Origin of the sequence: Oceanobacillus alkalisoli (assembly GCF_022213125.1) — a bacterium.
Taxonomy (GTDB): domain Bacteria; phylum Bacillota; class Bacilli; order Bacillales; family Amphibacillaceae; genus Oceanobacillus; species Oceanobacillus alkalisoli.
In genome coordinates this window covers 164,971-186,645 of sequence record NZ_JAKNRA010000002.1, presented here as the reverse complement: position 1 = coordinate 186,645, position 21,675 = coordinate 164,971, and the positions used below count along the sequence as shown (strand labels likewise).

The window sequence follows — 21,675 nt, the reverse complement described above, 5'->3', positions numbered from 1 at the left end:
TAATAGATATTCCGTGACTTAGAAAGCAGGGGTCAAGAAACATAAATTCGCACTAAACATTTTCAATCGAGAAAAAATATTGCAAAAGGGCAATAAAAAGTGTTGACATTTATTCGTGGACATGATAAATTATATCTTGTTGGTCAATCCACAAGAAACTATTCCACAGTAGCTCAGTGGTAGAGCAATCGGCTGTTAACCGATCGGTCGTAGGTTCGAATCCTACCTGTGGAGCCATGGCGGCGTAGCTCAGCTGGCGAGAGCGTACGGTTCATACCCGTGAGGTCGTGGGTTCGATCCCCTCCGCCGCTATATTGAAGTTATAGAGTGCAAATGCGCTCTATAACTACCTTTTAAAAATACGAAATGCCACGTGTTTAACCGATGGCGGTCGTGGCGAAGTGGTTAACGCACCGGATTGTGGCTCCGGCATCCGTGGGTTCGATCCCCACCGATCGCCCCATCAACATATCATATGAACGGACCCTTAGCTCAGTTGGTTAGAGCTATCGGCTCATAACCGATCGGTCGCAGGTTCGAATCCTGCAGGGTCCACCATTTTCTTATACAGTTGGAGGTATACCCAAGTCTGGCTGAAGGGGTCGGTCTTGAAAACCGAAAGGCGGGTCAAACCGCGCGGGGGTTCGAATCCCTCTACCTCCTCCATTACATATTTTTGTAAACAAATAAATAAAATGGCTCGGTAGCTCAGTCGGTAGAGCATAGCGTAAACTTCATCGAATTACTTCATTGGAGCTATGCGAGGAGTGCAACTTCAGTGAGTTTGCTTGCAACACGACGAGCAACTTCTTCGTTGTTTATGCTTCGAAATATAGTAGGAAATAGACACACTTAAAAGAAAATAAACACATCATTTGGCTCGGTAGCTCAGTCGGTAGAGCAACGGACTGAAAATCCGTGTGTCGGCGGTTCGATTCCGTTCCGAGCCACCATTATCCCAACAAGCAAATATGCTTGTTTTTTTGTGCTTCCATCTTTATATTTTAACGAACATTTGCAACGGGATATAACTGAACCCTCTTTGTATAAAAAACTATTGAATTGCTTTCATACAGCGTAAGTGTTTTAAACTCCGAAACTTTCTACTGGAGGTCCGCAGTCCAGACACCTCTCGCACCTGCTGAGCGGCCGGCAAGCCTCCTCGCGCTATCGCGCTGAGGGGTCTCGCCAGGCCTATCCTCCCGCAGGAGTCTCGAGGTGTGTTGACTGCTATCAGGTAAAACTTAATTTGGAACACTATTTATTATTATATAAATACATTCCTCACACTAAGCTGATGATGGAATAATTTCTATTCACCATAATCATCTAACCAGTTCGGTTGTCCGGTGGACGGTGACTCCTGCGGGAACAGCACGAGTCTGGAGACCCCTTAGTGCTTAGCCCGAGGAGCTCTAGCAGTGCCCGCGGAAAGCATCCGTCCACCGGGCAACTGAACGGCGATTAAAGAGCGAACCATGAGAACGCGCAAAACACCTACGCTGTATGAAAGCGATTGGCAGTTTAAGGTGGGGAGGTAGTAGAAATAAAAGATTCGCCTTCTATGAGGCATAAAATTTGCAACAAATTTAAAGCTTTGATAACCTACAATTATAGGTAAAAAAACATTAAGGGAGGAAGATTTTTTATGGCAAAATTTGAACTACCAGAATTACCATATGCATATGATGCATTGGAAAAATCAATCGACAAAGAGACGATGAACATCCATCATACGAAACACCACAACACTTACGTTACTAACCTTAATAACGCATTGGAAGGTCACGCTGACTTACAGGAGAAATCCCTGGAAGATCTAATCAGTAATCTTGATGCTGTACCTGAAAGTATCCGTACTGCTGTCCGTAACAATGGTGGAGGACATGCAAACCATAGCTTGTTCTGGGAAATCCTATCACCAAACGGGGGCGGAGAGCCTACTGGCGAATTAGCAGATAAAATCAATGAGAAATTCGGCAGCTTTGACAAATTCAAAGATGAATTCAAAACTGCAGCGACTGGCCGTTTCGGTTCAGGTTGGGCATGGCTCGTAGTTAACAACGGTGAGCTGGAAATCACAAGCACTCCAAACCAAGATTCTCCATTAATGGAAGGTAAGACTCCAGTATTAGGACTAGACGTTTGGGAGCATGCTTACTACTTGAGATATCAAAACAAACGTCCTGATTACATTGCTTCCTTCTGGGATGTAGTAAATTGGGATGAAGTTGCTAAGCGTTATAACGAAGCAAAATAAATAATCCGATAGGGAAAGAACGTGAAGAAACTCATTCTTCACGTTCTTTTTTTGGCAGATGAGAAAGCGTTAATCCTTTCTTACTGCATAAGTGCAACTTAGGCATTCACCGTAAAGGTTTGGTGAATGCCAAGTTTTCTAATCTAAATGGAATCTTCTTGTTAATAAATAACGAAATCCATAAAGATTTATGGTAGAATGTAAGACAGATATTTCAGCAATACGCAAAATGAGGGGGAATAGAATGAAGGAAAAAAAGAAAAAAAGAGCACAGCTTCCCTTTCGGACAAATATTATCTTTTTTATCGTGTTCTTACTATTTTCAATGCTGATATTTCAACTAGGTGTCGTGCAAATCCTGAATGGAGAAGCATTCCAAGATAAAATTGACCAGACGATTCAAGATACGACTAAAATCGCGGTGCCGAGGGGCAAAATATATGATACAAATGAAAATTTAGTTGTCGATAATAAGGCACTTTATTCCATTACATATACACCGCCTAAAGGCGTGCAGGCTCAAGATCGCTTAGATCTCGCTGAAAAGTTAGCACAATTCATATCCATGGATAGCGACGAAGAATTGGATAAGGTATCGGATCGGGATAAGCGGGAATATGTTTATCTGAAGGATTTGACGAAAAATGAAGGTAAATCTGATGATGAAGAAAAGGAAAAAACATACGAAGAGCTCTTGCCAGAAGAAGAGCTAAAAGATAAGTCCAATGCAGAAATTTACCAGTTGGTTTTAGATTCCATTCCAGACGACCATGTGGCCGATAGTGTCTTTTCAACACAGGAACTTGAAGTCATTCGAATTAAGAAGGAATTAGATAAGGCATATTCTTTAACACCGCAAATTGTAAAAAATGAAGATGTTACACCAGAGGAATATGCACTCGTTTCTGAGAACCTTGATCAGCTGCGAGGAATTAACGCAACGACAGACTGGAATCGTGATTATTTGTATGATTCCACTATCCGAAGTCTTTTAGGAAGCATTAGTACTCACCAAACCGGTATCCCAGCAGAAAACATGCAATATTTCATGTCGCGAGGGTACAGCAGAAATGACCGGGTTGGCAGAAGCGGATTAGAAGAGCAATATGAAGATGTTCTTAGAGGAAGAAAAGAACAAATCGAATACACGACAACAAAAACTGGAGCTGTCATTGATTCGAAGACGATTGTTCAAGGCAAAAGAGGGAAGGATCTCATTTTAACGATTGATATGGAGTTCCAGGAGAAAGTGGACGAGATTTTAGAAGATGAATTAGGAAAGGCAATCCGCTTGGACCCATATAATAACCGTTTTTTAAATGATGCACTTGCAGTTGTAATGAATCCGCAAACTGGAGAATTAATCTCAGTAGCTGGAAAAACTTATGATCATAAGGAAGGTACATTCAGCAATAGTCCACATCGAACCTTGCATGATGCTCATCTGCCAGGGTCGGTTGTGAAAGGTGCCACCGTATTAGCGGGGTTGCATTCAGGTGTAATCAGTCCAGGCCAAACTTTCCTTGACAGGCCGATTAAAATAGCAGGAACGCCGGAAAAGCGCTCCTTATCAAGTACAATCGGTTATGCAGATGATATTAAAGCATTAAAAGAATCATCGAACGTATACATGTTTTATATTGCTTTACGGATGGGTGGAGATTATCGCTACCGATTTCCTAATGGGGCGAGTTCAACGATGGATCCTGCAGCATGGCAGGAGATGAGTAATTATTTCCTTCAATTCGGCTTAGGCGCTCCTACTGGAATTGATTTTCCATTTGAATCAACGGGTTTTCCTATCGATACGGCACCTAATATGGGTTTATTCATGGACTATGCGATAGGGCAGTACGGTACATACACTACAATGCAACTGGCGCAGTATGTTTCGACGATTGCCAATGATGGTTATCGGGTACAGCCACATTTCGTAAAAGAGATACGAGAACCGATCGCTTCTCAAACAGAATTAGGTCCACTGTATAAATCGATAAATACAGAGTACTTGAATCAAATCCAGGCTAGCGAATCAGAAATCGCTCGTGTACAGGAAGGATTTAGGCAAGCATTTCAAGTACAACGTGGTACGGCGTATAGTTATTTTGCAGGCAAAGATTATCAAGCGGTAGGTAAAACTGGAACAGCGGAGAGCAGGGTTGTTGTTGATGGAGTAGGGTATGATACAATCAACCGGGCAATTATCGGATACGCTCCAATGGATAATCCAGAAGTCGCTTTTGCAGTAATGGTTCCGAACATCGGTCTTAACGCTAGAGAAGACGGAAATATCGCCAACCGAATCGCGGAACGAATTATGGATACGTATTTTGATATGCAAGAAGATCAAGATGAAGAAGCGGACGAAGAAGAATCGCAATAAATCTCAATGTTATTTATATAATACTTTAACACTCTTTTAACAAACTTCAGGTATACTGAAAATATACCCTTGACACGTCAAGCATTGGATCTGAAGATAATTTGGAGGAGATTGGATGAGCACGACACGTGAACAGTTTCAAAGCGAATTAGAGCAGTTAAAAGAAGAAGTAATTAAAATGGCGAACCTATCGGGTGAGGCTTTATCGAAAGCTGTCGATTCATTATTTAACCAAGACATTGAACAAGCGAAAGCGATTCTTGAAGAAGACAAAAAAATTGATGAACTGGAAACAGAAATAAATGAAAAATCGGTTTTGCTGATTGCAAAACAACAACCGGTAGCAACCGATTTACGCCAGATTATTATGTCGCTGCGTGTAGTGACTGATGTTGAAAGAATGGGCGATAATGCTAAAAATATTGCAAAAGCAACAATTCATTTGGATAAAAACCTATCCGCAATCCCGGAAGGTTTGAAACAAATGCATGAGATTGCGATGGATATGTTAAAAACATCGATGCATGCTTTTAAATATGAAGATATTACAATAGCTAGTAAATTAGCAAAGACAGATGACAAAGTAGATAAGATGTATAAACATATTGTCAGTGAATTGCTCGGGGAAACAGCAACGAATCCTGATAAAATTCAATACATTATGCAAGTCGCATTCTGTGCCCGTTACTTGGAACGCTTTGCTGATCACATTACAAATATCGGTGAAAGTATACTGTACTTAGTCAAAGGAAAGAATTATAATCTTAACTAAAAAAAGAACCAGTGCCTTCTACATAAAGGCGCTGGTTCTTTTAGTTTGATGTCAATTGTTCAGCAATTTCGTATTCGGATAAGCCATGTTCTAGTTCATGATCACCCATTTGAACACGTAAAGAATAATCATTATCGATCAAGTATTCGTTAAAAGCTGCTGCATCGTCGATAAGTCCTTCTTCTTCCAGAAGATCGCTGATATATGATGTTGCCATTCCTGGTTCAACTGTAATGACTACAGGTGAAGGAGTTTCTTCTTCCTCTTCAGCTTCATCTTCTTTCTCCTCTTCGCTTTCCGTTTCCTCTTCATCATTTTCTTCTGAGTCTTGATTAGCTGTTTCTATTTCTGCGGAGTCCTCGGTTTCCTCTGTTTCCGTCTCTTCCGCTTCATCCTCATTTTCATTACTTTCGTTATTACCTAAAGTAATGCTGATATATTCTTCCTCTGAAACAACGCGTAATCCTTCTTCTTCAATTTTCTCAATTAATTCCTCTGTACTATATTCTGCAGCACCTTCATTGCCATGCCCAAATAAATAAAACACAGCGAGTAAAATCAAGCCTGCAGCAATCAAACCGACTGAGAATGCACGTACTGTATGTTTCATGCTTAACTCCTTTTCTGGCGTCTAGTAATCAAGACTGTTCCTTAAACTCCGAGCTGGAGGATTCATTCATATTTTCTGGGAGCAATTCTTCTTCTAGTATTTTAATTTTTTTCTTCATTTGGTATGTATCCTGCATTGAGGTAATTGAAAGTTGCTCGACTTGGCTTTCCATTTCTTCCAACCGATCATTCATGAAATAAGACAGGATAAACAAGACCACACCGATAACGAGTGTGGTTACAATCGCAATTATCATTCATTTCCCTCCCTTTAACCACATATTTAGTTATATCACATTATGAGTTCTATGAAAACCATAAAATTACCTAGAGAAATGTTGAATCTTTTTGTAACATCTGTTATTATAATAAAGGTCTAATAAAATTGCCTATGAATTGTTAAAGATAGTTAGAAAAAGTTTGGAGGGAAAACTATGCGCGTTAATATCACGTTAGCTTGTACTGAAACGGGAGACCGTAACTATATTACTACAAAAAACAAACGTACAAATCCTGAACGTATTGAGCTTATGAAATATAGTCCACGTCTTAAAAAACACACTTTACACCGTGAAACTAAATAAAGCAAAAAATGGAGCTCTTATCTTCGGATGAGAGCTTCATTTATTTTTTAAAAACAGCTTTCATTCAGCGTAAGTGTGCCTAACTCCGAAACTTTCTACTGAAGATCCGCAGTCCAGACACCTCTCGCACCTGATGAGCGGCCGGCAAGCTTCCTTGCGCTGAGCACTAAGGGGTCTCGCCAGGCCTATCCTCCCGGAGTCTCGAGGTGTCTGGACTGCTACCAGGAAAGGCCAAATATGGATCACTGTTTAATGTTCCAGGAATATAATTCCTATCGTGACGGAACAATTTCTATTCAGATAATCATCTAACCAGTTGAGTTGCCCGGTGGACGGTGACTCCTACGGGAAAAGCACGTGTCCGAAGACCCCGCAGGAAGCGCACTTCTTCCGAGGAAGCTGAGGCCGTGCCCGTGCCCGTGGAAAGCATCCGTCCACCGGGCAACTGAACGGCGATCAGAACTCCAGACTAGAGAATGCGCAAATACTACGCTGAATGAAAGTAATATGAAACTTTTTTAGATCATAAAGATATACTCAGCTTTTTCAAATTGTGAAAGGTAAGCAAGGGTTATAATAATATATTTAGAAGAATAAATCTGCTATGATGAGGGGAAGGAAGGTGAATTCATGTCTTTAAATGAACAATATCTGTTATATACGTTTGCCAATGACCTGGTGAAAAATCATCAATTTAATTTATTATATTTAAATGAAAAAACGAATGAAGTTTGGTTAGAGAAATATGAAAACCATTCATCAATCGTAGTGCGTCTCATACATAAAGGATTCGACTGGAAAAACCATCTAAAACAAGATATCTCATTTTTGTTTCAAAGAGTCCGAAACGTAAAGCAAGTATTAAAGAAAAATATCGAAGTCTATAATCTTTATTTCACCATGCATCAACCAGTTGATACATGGGATATACTTAAACAACCATTGACTGCTGAAGGTAAACCAAAAGTGAGCATGAGAGTTTATTATTTAGACCAGGAAGAATACGAGCATGAAGCAGAACGATTTGAAAAAGATTTGCTGCCAAGCCCTATTTCCTATGATCTTGAATTACCCGATGAAACAAAAGAAAATAATATAGAGAAGATAAAATATCATTTTGTTTCGTTATTAAGTAATAAACGGAAAGAAGTTGAAAATATTTTCAGCTTTGGAAAACCACTTTTTTCTTATGCTTTCATTATTATTAATTTGCTTTACTTTTTCTATATGGAATGGCAAGGCGATACGACATCAATTGAAATGCTTATCCAATTTGGTGCAAAGTATAATCCTTCCATGATGATAGATGGTGAATGGTGGCGGCTATTCAGCTCCATGTTCATCCATATTGGTTTTATTCACCTTGCACTAAATATGCTTGCTGTGTTTTATTTAGGAACTGCTGTTGAGAAGATATTTGGAAGCAGCCGTTTTATATTCATTTATTTGCTCGCTGGTTTAGGTGGCTCGATTGCGAGTTTTGCCTATACGACAAGTGTAAGTGCTGGAGCTTCTGGGGCGATATTCGGTTTATTCGGTGCGTTTCTTTATTTTGGTATTGTGCATAAACGATTATTCTTCCAAACAATCGGTTCGAGCATCCTACTTGTGTTAGCTATCAATTTAGTGATCGGGCTATCTATTGAGGGGATTGACATGGCGGCTCATGTTGGCGGATTAATTGCAGGGTTCCTCGCTGCGGCAATTGTCGGCATGCCGAAGAACAAGCGACCAGTGTTCCAGTTTGCGGCAGCCATCAGCACCGCTATATTCTTCTTCGCTGTTACGTATTACGGAGTTCATGCGAATGAGAGCAGTGAAACATTCCGATTAATGCAAATCCAGGAACATCTAAATCAACATGAATATGACGAAGTTGTGACTGTTGCAACGGAAGCCTTGGCGTTAGAAGGGGATATGGAAAGCTCGCTTTTATTTCAACGTTCATATGCTAATATTGAACTTGGAAATTATGAAGAAGCATTGCGAGATTTAGAAAAGAGTGTCACACTTCAGGAACCATTACCAGAAGCTTATTATAACCTGGCTATCCTGTATGATATGGACGGAGAGGTTGAAAAGTCCATCCAAGCAATCGAACAAGCATACCAAATGGATCCAACCAATGAAGATTTCATCAATTTATACGAACTTATAACGGGTGATTCCCCGAGAGAAGCTGATAATTAAAATATATCTTGGAAAGAGTCCCGATACGGAACAGAGAAAGCGAGAAGTATCGGGACTGCGGATCTAAAGGAGACAATTAAAAATATACAACACCACGCCTATTTCCTTCTTTGATAGTAAGAAATTATAAAGCCTTTCTTATTGCATAAGTTCAACTAAGGCATTCGCCGTAAAGGCTTGGCGGATGCCAAGTTTCCTAATAAAACTTCGCTATAATTTTCTTTACATTGATTTTTTTGGTATAATAAGGAGTGGTGAAATCAATTGAACTCTGTATATGACATCCGAATGCTTTTAAAGCGATTCGGCACATTTGTTTATTCACGAGATCGTATCGGCGATCTTATATTAATGGAAAGTGAACTTGAAGAACTTTATAAAATGAATTTTTTTTCACAGCAGGAATACATCGCTGGAAAACTTGTTCTCCAAAAAGAAAGAAACATTTTAGAAGAAGCAGAAAGAGGAAAGAGGGCGGGGTCATGAGTGAATATATGATAGGCATTGATATCGGCGGTACTTCCATTAAATTTGGATTATTTACAACTGATGGTGAACTTCTGCATAAATGGAATATACCGACGAGAACGGAAGAAAACGGTTCTTTTATTTTGCAAGATACATGGATGTCAATAAAAGAAATACTCCAACTGAAAAATATAGCAACAGAGCGAATTCTTGGTATCGGGGCGGGCATTCCAGGCTTTGTCAGCAGTGATGAGGGTATCGTTTATTATGGAACGAATATTGGCTGGAGAAATAAACAATTCACAAAAGAGTTAAGTGATTTATCTGGCTTACCGGTATTTATCGAGAACGATGCCAACATGGCTGTCCTAGGTGAAAATTGGCAAGGTGCAGGGGATGAAGGGAAACATGTTATTGCCGTTACGCTCGGAACTGGGGTTGGCGCAGGTATTATAGCTAATGGTGCCATTCTAAATGGAATAAATGGCATGGCAGGAGAACTTGGTCATATATTGATTGAAGAGAATGGAGCCCCTTGTAACTGCGGAAAGCGCGGTTGTTTAGAAACAATTGCATCAGCAACCGGCATCGTGAGACTTGCAAGTGAGAGCAGTGCGGAGCAACCCGGTTCAGCACTTGCTAAGATGTATGAAGAAACAAATACTATTACTGCGAAAGATGTTTTTCAAATGGCTGAAAAAGGCGATGCAGCCGCTATGAAAATAGTAACTAAAGTTGCGGCAGTATTAGGTCGGACTTTCGCAGATTTGGGTGTGATTCTCAATCCGGAGAAGATTCTTATTGGTGGAGGAGTTTCCCAGGCGGGAGAGCCTTTCATCAATCAAATCCGTACTTCTTTTGAGGATTATGCATTACCAAGGGTAAAAGCAAACTGTGAAATCAAGCAGGCGGTTCTCGGCAATGATGCAGGCATCATTGGTGCTGCTTTCTATGTTAAGCAGAATATGGAAGGAAGTTAACTCTAGATTTTTTTTAGCTTATCTATTAAAATAAGAAGTTAGAAAAAATATGAAGTAAATGTAAATAAAGATGAAACCTTTCTTACTCGGTTTTCGTCTAATAGTATAAGTGAATTGTAAAAGAAAAGTTTACAAATTGCTCAAACTGGGAATGGATGGCCACTTTACACTTCTGTTCTCTTTACATTTGGGAGGATTTAGAATGAGGAAAAAACAAGCAAGATTACCGCTATATATTATTGCATCCTTGCTTTTCGGTTTAAAAACATACATTGTTTACCGTTTTATGTTTAATATTGAACTAGAAAATAGAATGCAAGAGTTCATTTTATTTGTTAATCCGTTTGTCTCGGCATTTCTGATTTTTGCACTGTCTGTATGGTTCAACAAAGCGTCCAGGCAAATGAAATACTTGCGTTACACGGCACTGCTTTTTAGTTTTGTTGTATTTGCAAACCTAGTATTCTATCGTCAATTCACGGACTTTATTACACTCCCGCAATTATTTATGGGGAGTAATATGACGGATTTAGGTTCAAGTATTCTTACATTAATCAAGCCATATGACATTCTTTTATTTGCTGATGCGGCAATTGTTTGGTATTTAAGTAAGAAGAAAGAATCAATTGTATCTGTGCAATATTTGAAACGCGGAAAAGCTTTTGCACTTTCCATGTCCTTATTATTGCTTGCGGGGAACTTTTTCCTTGCTGAGATGGAGAGGCCGCAATTATTTACACGTGCATTTGACAGAGAGTATTTAGTGAAGAATATCGGGCTATTTAATTACCATGTTTATGACCTTGTAGTTCATTCGAAAGCGGAGTCCCAACGTGTATTCGCAGATGGAAATGAAATACCTGAGATTCAAGATTACATTAAAGAAAATGTGATGATCACAGAGAAATCGGATATGTTCGGTGTTGCAGAAGGTAAAAATGTTATTTTCATTAATGCCGAATCGATTCAAGGCTTTGTTGTTGGAAATGAAGTGAATGGTGAAGAAGTTACACCATTTCTAAATAAGCTTGTAGAAGATGAGGATACGTACTATTTCGATAACTTCTTTGAACAAACTGGTCAAGGAAATACATCGGATTCAGAATTCCTGGTTGAAAATTCCTTATATCCACTTTCAAGAGGTGCTGTGTTCTTTACACATGGAAGTAACGAATATCATGCCCTTCCGGAAATACTGGAAGAGGAAGACTATTTCTCAGCAGTGCTGCATGCGAATAATAAGAGCTTCTGGAACCGGGATGGGATGTACAGAAGTTTGAATCTTGACTATTTCTATAGTGAAGATGCCTATGAAATAACAGATGAAAACTCAGTCGGCTGGGGACTGAAAGATAAACCGTACTTTGAACAATCAATCAAGTATTTACAAGCGATGGAGCAGCCATTCTATACAAAATTCATTACGCTGACAAACCATTTCCCATTTGAAATGGATGAAGAAGATAAATCAATTGAACCATATGATTCAAACTCAAACACGCTTAATAACTATTTCCCTGCAGTACGTTATGCAGACGAAGCGATGGAAGAATTCTTTGATCACTTAAAACAGGCAGGTCTTTATGAAGATTCCATCATAATCATTATGGGAGACCATATTGGGATTAGTGCCAACCATAACCGTGCAATGAGCATGTACTTGGATAAAGAAGAAATCACTCCATATGATCAGGTACAGTTACTCAAAGTACCATTATTTGTACACATTCCCGGTCATGGGGAAGGAGAAACCATCTCCACGGTTTCGGGACAAATCGATTTGAAGCCAACGATTCTAAGCCTGCTTGGGATTGAGCATACAAATGATATTTACTTTGGTAATGATTTGTTTGCAGAGAACAGGAAAGGCTATATCGCTTTAAGAAACGGTGACTTTATAACAGATGATTATCTATCAACGGTAGGTATGTGCTATGACGTCGATACCGGTGAATTAATTGATGCAGAGGAAGAAGAAGCGACTGAAGGAGAACCAGCTACAGGCGCAAGTACTCCTTGTGATGAAATTAAAGAGAAAGTGGAATTGGAATTAGGCTATTCCGATGACATTATATACGGAGATCTGTTCCGTTTCGTAGATTTCACAGAAGAAAAACAGGTAGAGAAGTAATATTCTCCACCTGTTTTTTACTATTACTTTAGTTTTAGTTACTTAGAGACTGGACAGCTCTGAAATGATTGTAGCAATAGAGAAGAATCCAAAAGCTACTGCTGTTAATACGGAGAAAATCAATGCAAAATAGTTTTTAATTTTCAATTGACGAATTACGGAAATAACCGCAAGTAATGCGACTAACAAGAATATGATTGCTAATATAATGTGGCTCATGAAAAATTCACCCTCCTTATGTCTATTCTTCCTTAGAATGAAATACTAGCCCTAAGGATCCCTTTATATTATTATGTAGATACACTATAATCATTTTAATGCATATCAATATTTTTGTCGAGGCATAACCTAAAGGAAATGCTTTTCAGAAGTAGAGGAGATGAGAAGAATGGAAATAAAGACAATGCCGGTCGGGATGATCGGGACAAATTGTTATATTTTATCAAAGGATAATCATGCTTTGATTGTTGACCCTGGTGGTGACGCGGATCAAATTATTCAATACATAGAAGAAAATGAGCTGACACCTTTAGGTATCCTATTAACACATGCTCATTTTGATCATATTGGAGGCCTGGAGGCAGTTAGAAATAAGTTCCAGTTGAATGTATACATTAACGAAGCGGAACAAAACTGGCTAACAGATCCGATGCTTAATGGTTCTCATAAATTAATGGGCAACGAAATTATAGCAACGGAAGCTGAAATCACGATTGAGGAAGGCCCGTTTTCCATTGGGGAGTTCCAATTCACTGTCGCACATACACCGGGGCATTCGCCAGGCAGCATGAGTTTCATTTTTACAGATACGAAACAAGTCTTCAGTGGTGACGCGCTCTTCAACCAAGGAATAGGAAGGACAGATCTGCCGGGAGGAGACTTGCCGACGCTTGAACATTCCATTAAAGAAAAATTATATAAGTTAGAGGATGCATATGAAGTATATCCTGGACATGGACCAAGTACAACAATCGGTTTTGAAAAAGTGAACAATCCGTTTTTCCGTGGATAATTGGCACATTAAGATGATAAAAGAAAAAAACCATGCAATTACCCCCTGCATGGTTTTTCGCGTTATAGAAACAATAAATTAAAAATACTGTGGGCAATTACTATTACCGGAACTAGCCACATCCGGCTCCAGCGCCCAGCAACTAGCAAACTTGACACTCCACAGGTTTGTACGTTGCTAAACGGGCGCTTCCGCCTTTTTTACGTTTAACCGCCGAACCCTGGTACAAGTATAAATTCAGAATACCATGTATAACCTATCATGAATACTGTTAAATAAGCTCCGAATAAATACATATACATCCGTTCTGATAATTTTAAGTAGCCTACTGTAAGGAAAAATACTGTTTGAATCAAGGATAGTACGGATGGTACCATCATGTCCCCAACATAGAACATAACGGCAAAAATCCCTGTCCAAAAGCCCAGCATACGAAACACACGATCCATGTCTCTTTCCCCCTCCTTCTAGTTAACCTTTCATAGTTATTATAAACGAGGAAGCAACTATTGTAAACGATTGACCTTAAACGATTGAAAGTTTTGCGATATAAGCACAATTACTGCAATTATCGGCAAACATATTTTTCTCTTCTATTAATTCAATCGAAGTAAATAATGCTTCAAACATACCCTTTAAAAAGATGCGATGCATCTCACAGACGAGCTGGTGATTATTGCTTGCAATTTCTCTAAATGGACAATTATTCACTGAAAAATGGATACTGTTTGTTTCTTTATCATATTTGAAGGAAGGGTACATGCCAAGCATGCGGCCTGTTCGTTCAAGTACCGTAATTTTCTCCTTCACATCGGCATCCTCATTAAGATGCTTCATATCCTGATGCATTACTTCTGTTCCGTATTTTTTCCCTGTTTCGTACAGAGCTTGTTTCCCTGGTTCGCCGAGATCCATTAAAGCTTCAAGGGCAATAGATGAAAGGATCTTATAATCCCGTGCAGGGAAGTTCAATTCGACAACTTCATTTGATAACTGATAGCGTCTACCCGGACGGCCACCTTTCCCTGTTTTTTTCAAATAAGAGGTAACAAGATTAATTTCTTCGAGTTTGGATAAATGGAGTCTGGCCACATTCGGATGAATATCAAAAGCCTCGGAAATATCGGTGACACTCACATCTTGATGGTGCTCCACTAAATGTTGATAAATATTGAATCTTGTAGGGTCGCTCATCACATTGGTAACCTTTAATGTGTTCTTCATTATTTTTCACCCCATAATTATGCTACAGATCATTTACACCTTAATTATATTAGAAAAACGGGAAAAAGAGCTGAGTATTCAAGCTTTGTTGAAAAGTATACATAATTATTCACGAAACATCTCGTTTTTTATTACATGATTAACCGTAAAGAGAGATTCTTGATTAGACGGATTAATGTGGAACTGCAATTTTCGGTAAGCTTCCGATAAGTGGGTTATCCTAATATCGACATCACCATTCGGAAAATCATAGGAGGCCGTCTGCAATATTTCTTCATTTTGCATTTGTTCTTTTACATATTTCAATCGGCTCATTTGAAATAAACTTTCGACATGTATCTGTTCCACTTGTGTTTCCGTTATATGGACTTCATTCCGGTAAGAGAAAATACTGCCGGTGACAAGCAAGAAGAGGATGGCAATGATAAATAATATATGAAGCAGAATAAAACCGTTAGACTCCGTTATAAAACGGAAATAACCTTTCATATGTTATACCTTCTTCTGTCGTGATAATCAACTTTATACCGAATGGCTCCTCCTGAAACCTGAGAAACTGCACGCCGCGCAAATAAATTTCATGCCCCCTGCCATCAATCTGTCTTCTGACTAAGGAATCATATTTACTAATCGAAGCGGTTTGTTCGTTTGCTTGAAGTAAATAAAGAGTATGATCCTGGATATAATAATGATGAGATTCAAGGATATCATCTCGAACAAAGCGAAAAAATTCATATACTGCAAGTTCTTCATAATTATTTGTCGGCTTGACAGCTTGCAAAGCATAAACTAAAAACGGCAATGTGAGAAAGATGACAGTTAGCATCGTCAGCAAAGAAATAAAATTAAAACCACGCTCATTCTTTAGGTATTGCGAGTAAACAGATTTCTTCTTCGGTTTCTTCTGCATTCTCCCAAGATACACATCCCTTCGTGTATATGTCTTCTTTATAAAAATGAAAGTGAAAGGCCTTTCCGTCTTTTGTCGTTTCTTTACTAACAGGAAGCGGGGGAGGGTTCCCCAAAATAAATTGCTGCAATTCAGCTTGTAATTGATGAGCTGCCCATCTTCTATCCCCCAATGTATCTTTTGCCGTCTGAATATCTGTGTATATCGGTATAAATATAATGAGCGCTTGAAAAAATATGGTGGAGGCGATTAAAACTTCAATCATCGAGTATCCGTTTTTCTTTTTCAATATAAAACCTCCCTTTGCCGAGTGGGAATACGATATATAACTTATGATTGGGTGTATACATAACAAGGGTTCGGGGTTGGAGGATGGTTCCAGTTTGTACGAATCGGATCAGTCGTGACTGGTTCGTAGTAACCAACGTCCAATCTGCAGGATATTCCCGGTATGCAAAAGGTTTATTCACCCCGGACAGGATGCTGTAATAATCATCAAAAAATCGGATATACATTTCGTCTCTCCTATGCTTACTTGATTGGTTTTGGATAAGCAGTACATCTTGTTGTAATACCTCAATGAATTGTTCTTCCTGTTGTTTAGTAAGCAAATCAGATTGAAGGGGAATGGTGAGCAAGAAAAGAATGGATAGGATACTGAGCGTAAGAAGCATTTCAATCAGAGTAAAACCGTTTCTTTGCATCATTACGAGTCATCGTTTACTTTACCATTATTGATTGTGATTGGAGTGTCTCCGCAGCTTGTTTGGTTATCTTTTAGATAACCTGCTGATACGAGTGTCTGTATATCATTGACTTTCTCTTTGTTATCCAAATAATATGCTTCTACCTGCGTTTGAACAATCTCTTTCAAGGCTTCACAACCTTTATCATTCACATTTTCCGACTGATTTGCCAAGTTAGGGATAATCAGTAATAGCAATACGGAGATAACAAGCATTACGATTAACATCTCAATCAGCGTAAACGCACGTTCATTGTTAAACATTATAATCGCTCCTTTTAAAATGAATTCATTAGTTGAAACATAGGCAACATCATACTTAAGTAAATAAAAACAATAAATACCCCGAGTACTGTATAAAATACAGGCTGAATAGATGTAATGACTCGAATCATCATTCGTTCCATCTCGTCAAGCAACATATCACTATATAATGTAAGGTCTTTTTCTAATACGGGAATAGTCGTATTTTTCTGGAATATTGCAGCTAGTTGTTTTTCTATTAACGGTAATTCTTCGAGTAAGTTGCTAATATGGTAACCCCGTTCTAAATTATTGGTCAGTAATGTCGCATAATAAGAAATAATCGGGAGTCTATTCTGGCGAGCAAGTTCTGCAAGAATTTCCTTTAGGCTAAGTCCTGCTTTTAGCAACGAACTAAAATGGGTGGAAAGCTGCAAGCTTGTTTGCAACCGTAAATAATAGCGATAGAAAGGAATACGCTCAATCACTTTCAATTGCTCTTCCATAGATATTCTTGGGCGCACATAACGCCAGATAATTGTGAAAAGGATGCTTAACACGATAATAAAGATAGCGGAAAATTGAATCAAATCCATTAACCATTTTAAGAGATTGATCGTTGTTTGCGTCTCAGGAGAAGAGGTAAATAATGATTGGAACGCGGGAAGTACGCGGTGGTTAATAAAAAATAAAACAACAGAGAAAATAAGCAGAAGAAATAAGGGATAACGAATGATCTGCTTGAACTTTCGGACGTTCTGGAAATGATGCTCGACTAATTCCAGGCATTTTCCAACTGCTTCTTTCAAGTCTGAATTTGCATTGATAAAATACAGAAAGGAACTAATCGAAGGATGAAAACCAGCCTGTTCGAAAATAGTATCGAGACGTATACCTTCTTTTAATTTCTCCAAAAAGTAAAGGGAAATAGAGGCCAAATCTTTGTCCCAAGCAGTCGCTTCAAGGGCGTCCTGTAACGAATACCCATTTATCAAAAAGCGTTCGAGACGTTTTAAAAAACGAATTTGAATCGTTTCAGGTATTTTCCGCTGCTTCTTTAGGAAAACCTTCAGCGGTGAAGCCGTATGCATATGCTTTCCTCCTTAAATGTTTAAAGGAATTCCTGTCTTGTTGATGGAAATCAAATCGAGAATAGATTGCCTTATTCAAATCTTCTCCACTTAGAAATTCTAAAATTGCTGCCCGTCGAATAATGCCCTTTTGCCGAATAGGGATTAATTTTATGGATATAACAGCAACAAGTGATTGAAACAGATCTTGTTGTTTAATCCCCATATCGAGCAACCGGTAAATCGTTCCGACTGCATCGCGTGCATGGAACGTGCTAAACACGAGGTGTCCCGTCAGTGATGACTGTAAAGCAAAGTGAGCGGTTGCTTCATCCCTTAATTCTCCTATCATTAATATATCCGGGTCATGTCTTAATGCTGCTTTCAATCCAGCTTGATAGGTAATGCCTGCTTGTTCATTAATTTGTACTTGAATGACATCATCAATTTGCCTTTCAACAGGGTCTTCTAGCGTTATCGCTTGATAGGAGTGTTCTTTCATCAAGAAACGAATTAAGGCATAAAGGGTTGTTGACTTTCCACTTCCAGCAGGTCCGGTAATTAAAACTAAGCCAGATTGAGCAATTGCCGATTTTTTGAGCTCATTTAATTGATAAGGGAAGAGAAATAATTCATCAAGTGGGAGGAAGTCTTCTTGTGGTAAAATTCTAATCGCCAAACTTTCCGATGCGAGCATCGGTAGCGTGGATAGCCTTAATGTATATTTACCGAGTGCTGGGAAAAGGTTGGCAATACTGCCATCTTGGGGTTTTCTTGATTCTCCAATATCCATTCCTGCCTTGAATTTAAAAAAGGTTAGCAAAAGCTCATATTGACTCTTAGAGATAACAGAATGGAATTTACGGGTGCCCTGAATACGAAAGTGGATTTTCGTTTCGTTTGGAGAAGGTATGAAGTGAAGGTCTGTAGCATGTTCGTTGATTGCCTGTTCCATTATTTGTTTAACCAAGGGTAAGGCCGGGTTCAAGTTAGTTTCACCTCCTTATAAATTATATGATTCGACATGTATTGAGATATTCCTGCTTTATTTTTAATTAATTTGTATAAATATTTTTAAGTCGTATAAGCTATTAAAAAACAAGAGGAGGCAACAGGATGTCAACGAATAATTATTTGAAATTTATTACAGAAGAAATTGTTAAATACATGAACAGCCCGCGTGAGGAACGGAAGGAGCGGAGGGAAGCGGAGAAGCAGGATGGATCTGTTGTGCTGAATCGCTGGTTTGGAATCCTTCCATTCTCATTTAAATTGTTTCTTAAAGGAAGACGAGCGTAAACCCACATAACCGCAGGAACAACGGTAGGTGCGTTCAGATAATTTCATCGGTTTTTCTGCACCACAGGAAGAACACTTCTTAGTGGAAGGAAACCATTTACCAACTTTCACAAGTTGTTTCCCTTATTCTTTTAGGTTATACGCTAAAAAGAACGTGAACATCCACCAACCGTTGTCGTGAACACTTATTCCAAAGTGAAGAGCTCTTGAGATTCCTTTCATGTCCAAGTCTTCAATACCGTATGGAAGGAATTTTGGCTAAAGCAACCGAAATTCATCTCCCGCCTACTCATTGGTGCTATTCGCACTTTCACATTCCTTGAGGATGGTAGACTTCTTTATGAAAACCGTTCAATATCAGGAAAGTCTTGGAGTAAGTAAATCAACCCTCCACTTGTTACGTCAATTGTAATTTCTGGTGTATATCGATTGTTAATTTCCTCCATTTCCTTCTTGACGATATTATTCTCCAAATCGTCCTTGTAAAATTGCTTTAAGAGGGCGATTTCTTCATTTCGTGTTTCCAATGCTTCATTAGCCCATTCTTTCGGTTGATTTTCAACATAATGCTGGATGATTTTTTCAATGCGCTTAAATCCGCTTGTCAATGTAATAATTGGTGAGATTGTATAGCAAAAATTGGATATTTGTTGTTTCAAAGCAAGTTTATTCAACTCATCCATCATATTCACAATTACTTTTCCAGTAACAAGTTGGATACCGAGGGAAATAATTTCTTCTTTCTTTTGTCTCCCTCTATAACTCACTTTAAAATTCGCGAGCAACCATGGGTAAAGCGGGGTGTTTTTATCCGTATTTACTTCTTGGAAAAGTAATGTATATTTCTCATGCTGCGTAACATGATTGAAGATCTGTTGCAGTCTTGGACTGCCGATATCGATCCATTCTCCTGCTTGCTCTCTTTTATCCGGGTTTGTTATGAGTGTCAATGTCATTGGTACACCTTCTTGGCCAAGACTTTGAATATAATGCCAATAAAAGGGACGATTCATTAATATCTTGTCTAATTCCTCTGTTAACTCCACTTGCATAACGCCATCTTCTATCTTCAAAGGATTACATTGATACGCGCTGAAATAATCGATTATAAATTGTTCGATATCAACAATTGCCATCTTATTCACCTACACTTTTTTCACTTGTTTCATCTGCTATCTTTTGGACGATGGATGCTAAATTTTCAAGTTTAATTTCCGCTTCTCCCAAGGAATCCGATTCCCTGTATATAGTTTCGATTTCTTCCTCGACATCCGCGATATTTAAATTGGAAAGAATTGCATCAAGTTCACCAATAACATTTTCAAATAACTGGATCTTCTCGTAAAGCACATGTAGTATATGTTCTTCAATAGTCTGCTTAACAGCAAGATTATACACTTTCACATCATTATCCTGACCAAAACGATGGATTCTACCAATTCGTTGTTCTATTTTCATCGGATTCCACGGTAAGTCATAATTAATCAAGTGATGACAAAACTGCAGGTTGATTCCTTCAGCACCAGCTTCTGTTGCAATCAATACTTGTGCTTGACCTTTAAACAATTGAAGCATCCAGTCCTTCTTACTGCGGTTAAATCCACCTCTAAATGGTACGGAGCTAATTCCGTGCTGTTGTAAAATCCATTGTAAATACAATTGAGTTGCCCGGTATTCCGTAAATATAATTACCTTCTCATCTCCAATCTGTTCAATTAATTCGACTGCTTTCATAGCCTTGGAGTGAGCAGGTAATGCATTGATTTTTTGAATGATAGAATATATTTCCGCATCTTGCGGATTTGTTTCTTGTAATTTCGCAAGAGAAAGATAACAAGCTTCCCTTGAAGAACAAATCTCTCGTAATAAGGTAATCTTTGTAAATATATCTTGTCCCCGCTGCATATTATTTAGTTGTTCATAAACCTCTGATTCTTCATTTGAAAAATCAACGAGAACAGTCTCGATAATTCGGTTCGAAGGTTTTAAATTTGTATTTTCCCTTGTATTCCGAATCATGACTCGCTCAATCAGTTGTTTCAGATAAACATCCGCTTCCTGCTTTTCGGTTTTACTGGAATATTTTTCTTTAAAGGAAGTGACATCTCCAAGATGTCCCGGTTTTAAAATGGAAATCAAATTAAATATTTCCATTAAATCATTTTGAATTGGTGTAGCGGTTAATAATAAGCAGTATTTCTTTTTAATCTGCCGCACAAATTGATAATTTTTCGTCTGGTCGTTTTTTAGTTTATGTGCCTCATCAATTAAAACTAAGTCATATTCATTTGCTAGAATCACTTCCTGATGAGGTGTGCGTTTTGCAGTATCAAGGGATGAGACTAGAATTGTGTTGCCTTCCCAGTTATGATGTTTCCGGTGATGGACAGCAGGAATATAGAATTTCGTATTCAATTCATTCACCCATTGGTTCACAAGAGAAGCTGGAACAAGGATTAACGCGTTTTTAACAAGTCCACGCAGCATGTATTCCTTTAAAATCAATCCGGCTTCAATTGTTTTTCCTAAACCAACTTCATCAGCAAGAATCGCCCTGCCATTCATTTTTTCTATCGTTTCTAATGCTGTTTCCACTTGATGATCAAGGAAAGACATATGCGGCAAAAAGTCTAAACTCCTCAACCCTGAAAAAGAGGGGATAATTCTTGCTTGTTCGGCTTGAAAGCCAAGTGAAAACAATTGATGGGAGCTAAATGGCCCGTCATTGTTAAGTCGTTCCTCTAATTCTTTTATAAACGTTTGATTAATTGTCAATTGAACCAAATCCATATGTT

The 21,675-nt window shown here is 38.6% G+C and carries 24 protein-coding genes, 6 tRNA genes and 1 pseudogene; 16 read left to right on the top strand and 15 right to left on the bottom strand.

Annotated elements, in window-relative coordinates:
* Positions 1 to 162: 162 nt before the first annotated feature.
* From L3V42_RS05575 to phoU, 9 genes are all read left to right on the top strand, one after another.
* Positions 163 to 237: transfer RNA gene (locus tag L3V42_RS05575), tRNA-Asn, on the top strand.
* Between the two features lies 1 nt (position 238).
* Positions 239 to 312, top strand: a tRNA-Met gene (locus tag L3V42_RS05570).
* Positions 313 to 387: 75 nt separating this feature from the next.
* Positions 388 to 463, top strand: a tRNA-His gene (locus tag L3V42_RS05565).
* Positions 464 to 481: 18 nt separating this feature from the next.
* Positions 482 to 558, top strand: a tRNA-Ile gene (locus L3V42_RS05560).
* Positions 559 to 573: 15 nt separating this feature from the next.
* A tRNA-Ser gene (locus L3V42_RS05555) sits at positions 574 to 666 on the top strand.
* 211 nt (positions 667 to 877) lie between these two features.
* Positions 878 to 953, top strand: a tRNA-Phe gene (locus tag L3V42_RS05550).
* Positions 954 to 1,648: 695 nt separating this feature from the next.
* Positions 1,649 to 2,260, top strand: coding sequence for a superoxide dismutase (locus L3V42_RS05545; protein WP_235760915.1), 612 nt, complete (start codon positions 1,649 to 1,651; stop codon positions 2,258 to 2,260).
* Positions 2,261 to 2,504: 244 nt separating this feature from the next.
* Positions 2,505 to 4,643, top strand: a complete 2,139-nt coding sequence (locus tag L3V42_RS05540) for a peptidoglycan D,D-transpeptidase FtsI family protein (protein WP_235760914.1) — start codon at positions 2,505 to 2,507, stop codon at positions 4,641 to 4,643.
* Between the two features lie 115 nt (positions 4,644 to 4,758).
* Positions 4,759 to 5,415: a phosphate signaling complex protein PhoU gene (phoU, locus tag L3V42_RS05535; RefSeq protein WP_235760913.1), complete on the top strand. Its 657-nt coding sequence runs from the start codon at positions 4,759 to 4,761 to the stop codon at positions 5,413 to 5,415.
* A 40-nt stretch (positions 5,416 to 5,455) separates the two neighbouring features.
* Here the strand turns inward: phoU and L3V42_RS05530 are convergent, their stop codons facing one another.
* Both L3V42_RS05530 and L3V42_RS05525 read right to left on the bottom strand, forming a co-directional pair.
* A complete protein-coding gene (locus L3V42_RS05530; protein ID WP_235760912.1) occupies positions 5,456 to 6,025 on the bottom strand; it encodes an endolytic transglycosylase MltG in 570 nt (189 codons plus the stop codon).
* Between the two features lie 28 nt (positions 6,026 to 6,053).
* Positions 6,054 to 6,281, bottom strand: a complete 228-nt coding sequence (locus L3V42_RS05525) for a hypothetical protein (RefSeq protein ID WP_235760911.1) — start codon at positions 6,279 to 6,281, stop codon at positions 6,054 to 6,056.
* 177 nt (positions 6,282 to 6,458) lie between these two features.
* Here L3V42_RS05525 and rpmG point away from each other — a divergent pair, with 177 nt between their 5' ends.
* From rpmG to L3V42_RS05500, 5 genes are all read left to right on the top strand, one after another.
* Positions 6,459 to 6,608, top strand: coding sequence for a 50S ribosomal protein L33 (gene rpmG / locus L3V42_RS05520; protein WP_021291115.1), 150 nt, complete (start codon positions 6,459 to 6,461; stop codon positions 6,606 to 6,608).
* 630 nt (positions 6,609 to 7,238) lie between these two features.
* Positions 7,239 to 8,798, top strand: a complete 1,560-nt coding sequence (locus tag L3V42_RS05515; protein WP_235760910.1) for a rhomboid family intramembrane serine protease — start codon at positions 7,239 to 7,241, stop codon at positions 8,796 to 8,798.
* A 264-nt stretch (positions 8,799 to 9,062) separates the two neighbouring features.
* A complete protein-coding gene (locus L3V42_RS05510) occupies positions 9,063 to 9,284 on the top strand; it encodes a YqgQ family protein (protein ID WP_235760909.1) in 222 nt (73 codons plus the stop codon).
* Positions 9,281 to 10,246 (top strand): ROK family glucokinase, encoded by a 966-nt coding sequence (locus tag L3V42_RS05505; RefSeq protein ID WP_235760908.1) that lies wholly within the window; start codon positions 9,281 to 9,283, stop codon positions 10,244 to 10,246. The genes L3V42_RS05510 and L3V42_RS05505 overlap by 4 nt, the downstream gene beginning before the upstream one ends.
* Before the next feature lie 202 nt (positions 10,247 to 10,448).
* The gene (locus L3V42_RS05500) at positions 10,449 to 12,377 is read left to right on the top strand and encodes an LTA synthase family protein (RefSeq protein ID WP_235760907.1); all 1,929 of its coding nucleotides are present in this window, start codon (positions 10,449 to 10,451) and stop codon (positions 12,375 to 12,377) included.
* A 42-nt stretch (positions 12,378 to 12,419) separates the two neighbouring features.
* Here L3V42_RS05500 and L3V42_RS05495 read toward each other — a convergent pair whose 3' ends face one another.
* A complete protein-coding gene (locus tag L3V42_RS05495; RefSeq protein ID WP_235760906.1) occupies positions 12,420 to 12,596 on the bottom strand; it encodes a DUF2759 family protein in 177 nt (58 codons plus the stop codon).
* Positions 12,597 to 12,765: 169 nt separating this feature from the next.
* Between L3V42_RS05495 and L3V42_RS05490 the strand changes: the two genes are divergently transcribed.
* Positions 12,766 to 13,389, top strand: a complete 624-nt coding sequence (locus tag L3V42_RS05490; RefSeq protein ID WP_235760905.1) for an MBL fold metallo-hydrolase — start codon at positions 12,766 to 12,768, stop codon at positions 13,387 to 13,389.
* A gap of 206 nt (positions 13,390 to 13,595) precedes the next feature.
* On the opposite strand, the gene L3V42_RS05485 is transcribed toward L3V42_RS05490, so the two are convergent.
* The 9 genes from L3V42_RS05485 to comGA form a co-directional block, all read right to left on the bottom strand.
* Entirely contained in the window at positions 13,596 to 13,838 is a 243-nt protein-coding gene (locus L3V42_RS05485) for a DUF2626 domain-containing protein (protein ID WP_235760904.1), read from the bottom strand.
* A gap of 76 nt (positions 13,839 to 13,914) precedes the next feature.
* Positions 13,915 to 14,613, bottom strand: coding sequence for a helix-turn-helix transcriptional regulator (locus tag L3V42_RS05480; protein ID WP_238471508.1), 699 nt, complete (start codon positions 14,611 to 14,613; stop codon positions 13,915 to 13,917).
* Between the two features lie 105 nt (positions 14,614 to 14,718).
* A complete protein-coding gene (locus L3V42_RS05475) occupies positions 14,719 to 15,102 on the bottom strand; it encodes a hypothetical protein (RefSeq protein WP_235760902.1) in 384 nt (127 codons plus the stop codon).
* Complete coding sequence (locus L3V42_RS05470) at positions 15,068 to 15,523, bottom strand: competence type IV pilus minor pilin ComGF (protein ID WP_238471507.1); 456 nt, start codon at positions 15,521 to 15,523, stop codon at positions 15,068 to 15,070. The genes L3V42_RS05475 and L3V42_RS05470 overlap by 35 nt, the downstream gene beginning before the upstream one ends.
* Positions 15,471 to 15,812, bottom strand: coding sequence for a type II secretion system protein (locus L3V42_RS05465; RefSeq protein WP_235760900.1), 342 nt, complete (start codon positions 15,810 to 15,812; stop codon positions 15,471 to 15,473). The genes L3V42_RS05470 and L3V42_RS05465 overlap by 53 nt, the downstream gene beginning before the upstream one ends.
* Positions 15,781 to 16,230 carry a competence type IV pilus minor pilin ComGD gene (gene comGD, locus L3V42_RS05460; RefSeq protein ID WP_235760899.1) on the bottom strand — a complete coding sequence of 150 codons (450 nt, stop codon included), beginning with the start codon at positions 16,228 to 16,230 and terminating at the stop codon, positions 15,781 to 15,783. Before comGD ends, L3V42_RS05465 begins: the two co-directional genes overlap by 32 nt.
* Positions 16,230 to 16,532 carry a competence type IV pilus major pilin ComGC gene (gene comGC / locus L3V42_RS05455; RefSeq protein WP_235760898.1) on the bottom strand — a complete coding sequence of 101 codons (303 nt, stop codon included), beginning with the start codon at positions 16,530 to 16,532 and terminating at the stop codon, positions 16,230 to 16,232. Before comGC ends, comGD begins: the two co-directional genes overlap by 1 nt.
* 14 nt (positions 16,533 to 16,546) lie before the next feature.
* Positions 16,547 to 17,602 carry a type II secretion system F family protein gene (locus tag L3V42_RS05450; protein WP_238471506.1) on the bottom strand — a complete coding sequence of 352 codons (1,056 nt, stop codon included), beginning with the start codon at positions 17,600 to 17,602 and terminating at the stop codon, positions 16,547 to 16,549.
* The gene (comGA, locus tag L3V42_RS05445) at positions 17,547 to 18,569 is read right to left on the bottom strand and encodes a competence type IV pilus ATPase ComGA (protein ID WP_238471505.1); all 1,023 of its coding nucleotides are present in this window, start codon (positions 18,567 to 18,569) and stop codon (positions 17,547 to 17,549) included. The genes L3V42_RS05450 and comGA overlap by 56 nt, the downstream gene beginning before the upstream one ends.
* Positions 18,570 to 18,697: 128 nt before the next feature.
* Between comGA and L3V42_RS05440 the strand changes: the two genes are divergently transcribed.
* Complete coding sequence (locus tag L3V42_RS05440) at positions 18,698 to 18,880, top strand: YqzE family protein (protein WP_235760895.1); 183 nt, start codon at positions 18,698 to 18,700, stop codon at positions 18,878 to 18,880.
* Here the strand turns inward: L3V42_RS05440 and L3V42_RS05435 are convergent.
* The 3 genes and pseudogenes from L3V42_RS05435 to L3V42_RS05425 all read right to left on the bottom strand — a co-directional run.
* A pseudogene (locus L3V42_RS05435) lies at positions 18,845 to 19,117 on the bottom strand (zinc ribbon domain-containing protein); the annotation flags it as partial. The gene L3V42_RS05440 and the pseudogene L3V42_RS05435 overlap by 36 nt on opposite strands.
* Before the next feature lie 101 nt (positions 19,118 to 19,218).
* Positions 19,219 to 20,016, bottom strand: a complete 798-nt coding sequence (locus L3V42_RS05430; RefSeq protein ID WP_238471504.1) for a YqhG family protein — start codon at positions 20,014 to 20,016, stop codon at positions 19,219 to 19,221.
* Position 20,017: 1 nt separating this feature from the next.
* Positions 20,018 to 21,670 carry a DEAD/DEAH box helicase gene (locus L3V42_RS05425; RefSeq protein WP_238471503.1) on the bottom strand — a complete coding sequence of 551 codons (1,653 nt, stop codon included), beginning with the start codon at positions 21,668 to 21,670 and terminating at the stop codon, positions 20,018 to 20,020.
* Between the last annotated feature and the right edge of the window lie 5 nt (positions 21,671 to 21,675).

Coding starts and splice junctions, on each gene's coding strand:
- L3V42_RS05545 (WP_235760915.1), top strand. CDS start 1,649: ATGGCAAAATTTGAACTACCAGAATTACCATATGCATATGATGCATTG.
- L3V42_RS05540 (WP_235760914.1), top strand. CDS start 2,505: ATGAAGGAAAAAAAGAAAAAAAGAGCACAGCTTCCCTTTCGGACAAAT.
- phoU (WP_235760913.1), top strand. CDS start 4,759: ATGAGCACGACACGTGAACAGTTTCAAAGCGAATTAGAGCAGTTAAAA.
- L3V42_RS05530 (WP_235760912.1), bottom strand. CDS start 6,025: ATGAAACATACAGTACGTGCATTCTCAGTCGGTTTGATTGCTGCAGGC.
- L3V42_RS05525 (WP_235760911.1), bottom strand. CDS start 6,281: ATGATAATTGCGATTGTAACCACACTCGTTATCGGTGTGGTCTTGTTT.
- rpmG (WP_021291115.1), top strand. CDS start 6,459: ATGCGCGTTAATATCACGTTAGCTTGTACTGAAACGGGAGACCGTAAC.
- L3V42_RS05515 (WP_235760910.1), top strand. CDS start 7,239: ATGTCTTTAAATGAACAATATCTGTTATATACGTTTGCCAATGACCTG.
- L3V42_RS05505 (WP_235760908.1), top strand. CDS start 9,281: ATGAGTGAATATATGATAGGCATTGATATCGGCGGTACTTCCATTAAA.
- L3V42_RS05500 (WP_235760907.1), top strand. CDS start 10,449: ATGAGGAAAAAACAAGCAAGATTACCGCTATATATTATTGCATCCTTG.
- L3V42_RS05495 (WP_235760906.1), bottom strand. CDS start 12,596: ATGAGCCACATTATATTAGCAATCATATTCTTGTTAGTCGCATTACTT.
- L3V42_RS05490 (WP_235760905.1), top strand. CDS start 12,766: ATGGAAATAAAGACAATGCCGGTCGGGATGATCGGGACAAATTGTTAT.
- L3V42_RS05485 (WP_235760904.1), bottom strand. CDS start 13,838: ATGGATCGTGTGTTTCGTATGCTGGGCTTTTGGACAGGGATTTTTGCC.
- L3V42_RS05480 (WP_238471508.1), bottom strand. CDS start 14,613: ATGAAGAACACATTAAAGGTTACCAATGTGATGAGCGACCCTACAAGA.
- L3V42_RS05475 (WP_235760902.1), bottom strand. CDS start 15,102: ATGAAAGGTTATTTCCGTTTTATAACGGAGTCTAACGGTTTTATTCTG.
- L3V42_RS05470 (WP_238471507.1), bottom strand. CDS start 15,523: ATGCAGAAGAAACCGAAGAAGAAATCTGTTTACTCGCAATACCTAAAG.
- comGD (WP_235760899.1), bottom strand. CDS start 16,230: ATGATGCAAAGAAACGGTTTTACTCTGATTGAAATGCTTCTTACGCTC.
- comGC (WP_235760898.1), bottom strand. CDS start 16,532: ATGTTTAACAATGAACGTGCGTTTACGCTGATTGAGATGTTAATCGTA.
- L3V42_RS05450 (WP_238471506.1), bottom strand. CDS start 17,602: ATGCATACGGCTTCACCGCTGAAGGTTTTCCTAAAGAAGCAGCGGAAA.
- L3V42_RS05440 (WP_235760895.1), top strand. CDS start 18,698: ATGTCAACGAATAATTATTTGAAATTTATTACAGAAGAAATTGTTAAA.
- L3V42_RS05430 (WP_238471504.1), bottom strand. CDS start 20,016: ATGGCAATTGTTGATATCGAACAATTTATAATCGATTATTTCAGCGCG.
- L3V42_RS05425 (WP_238471503.1), bottom strand. CDS start 21,670: ATGGATTTGGTTCAATTGACAATTAATCAAACGTTTATAAAAGAATTA.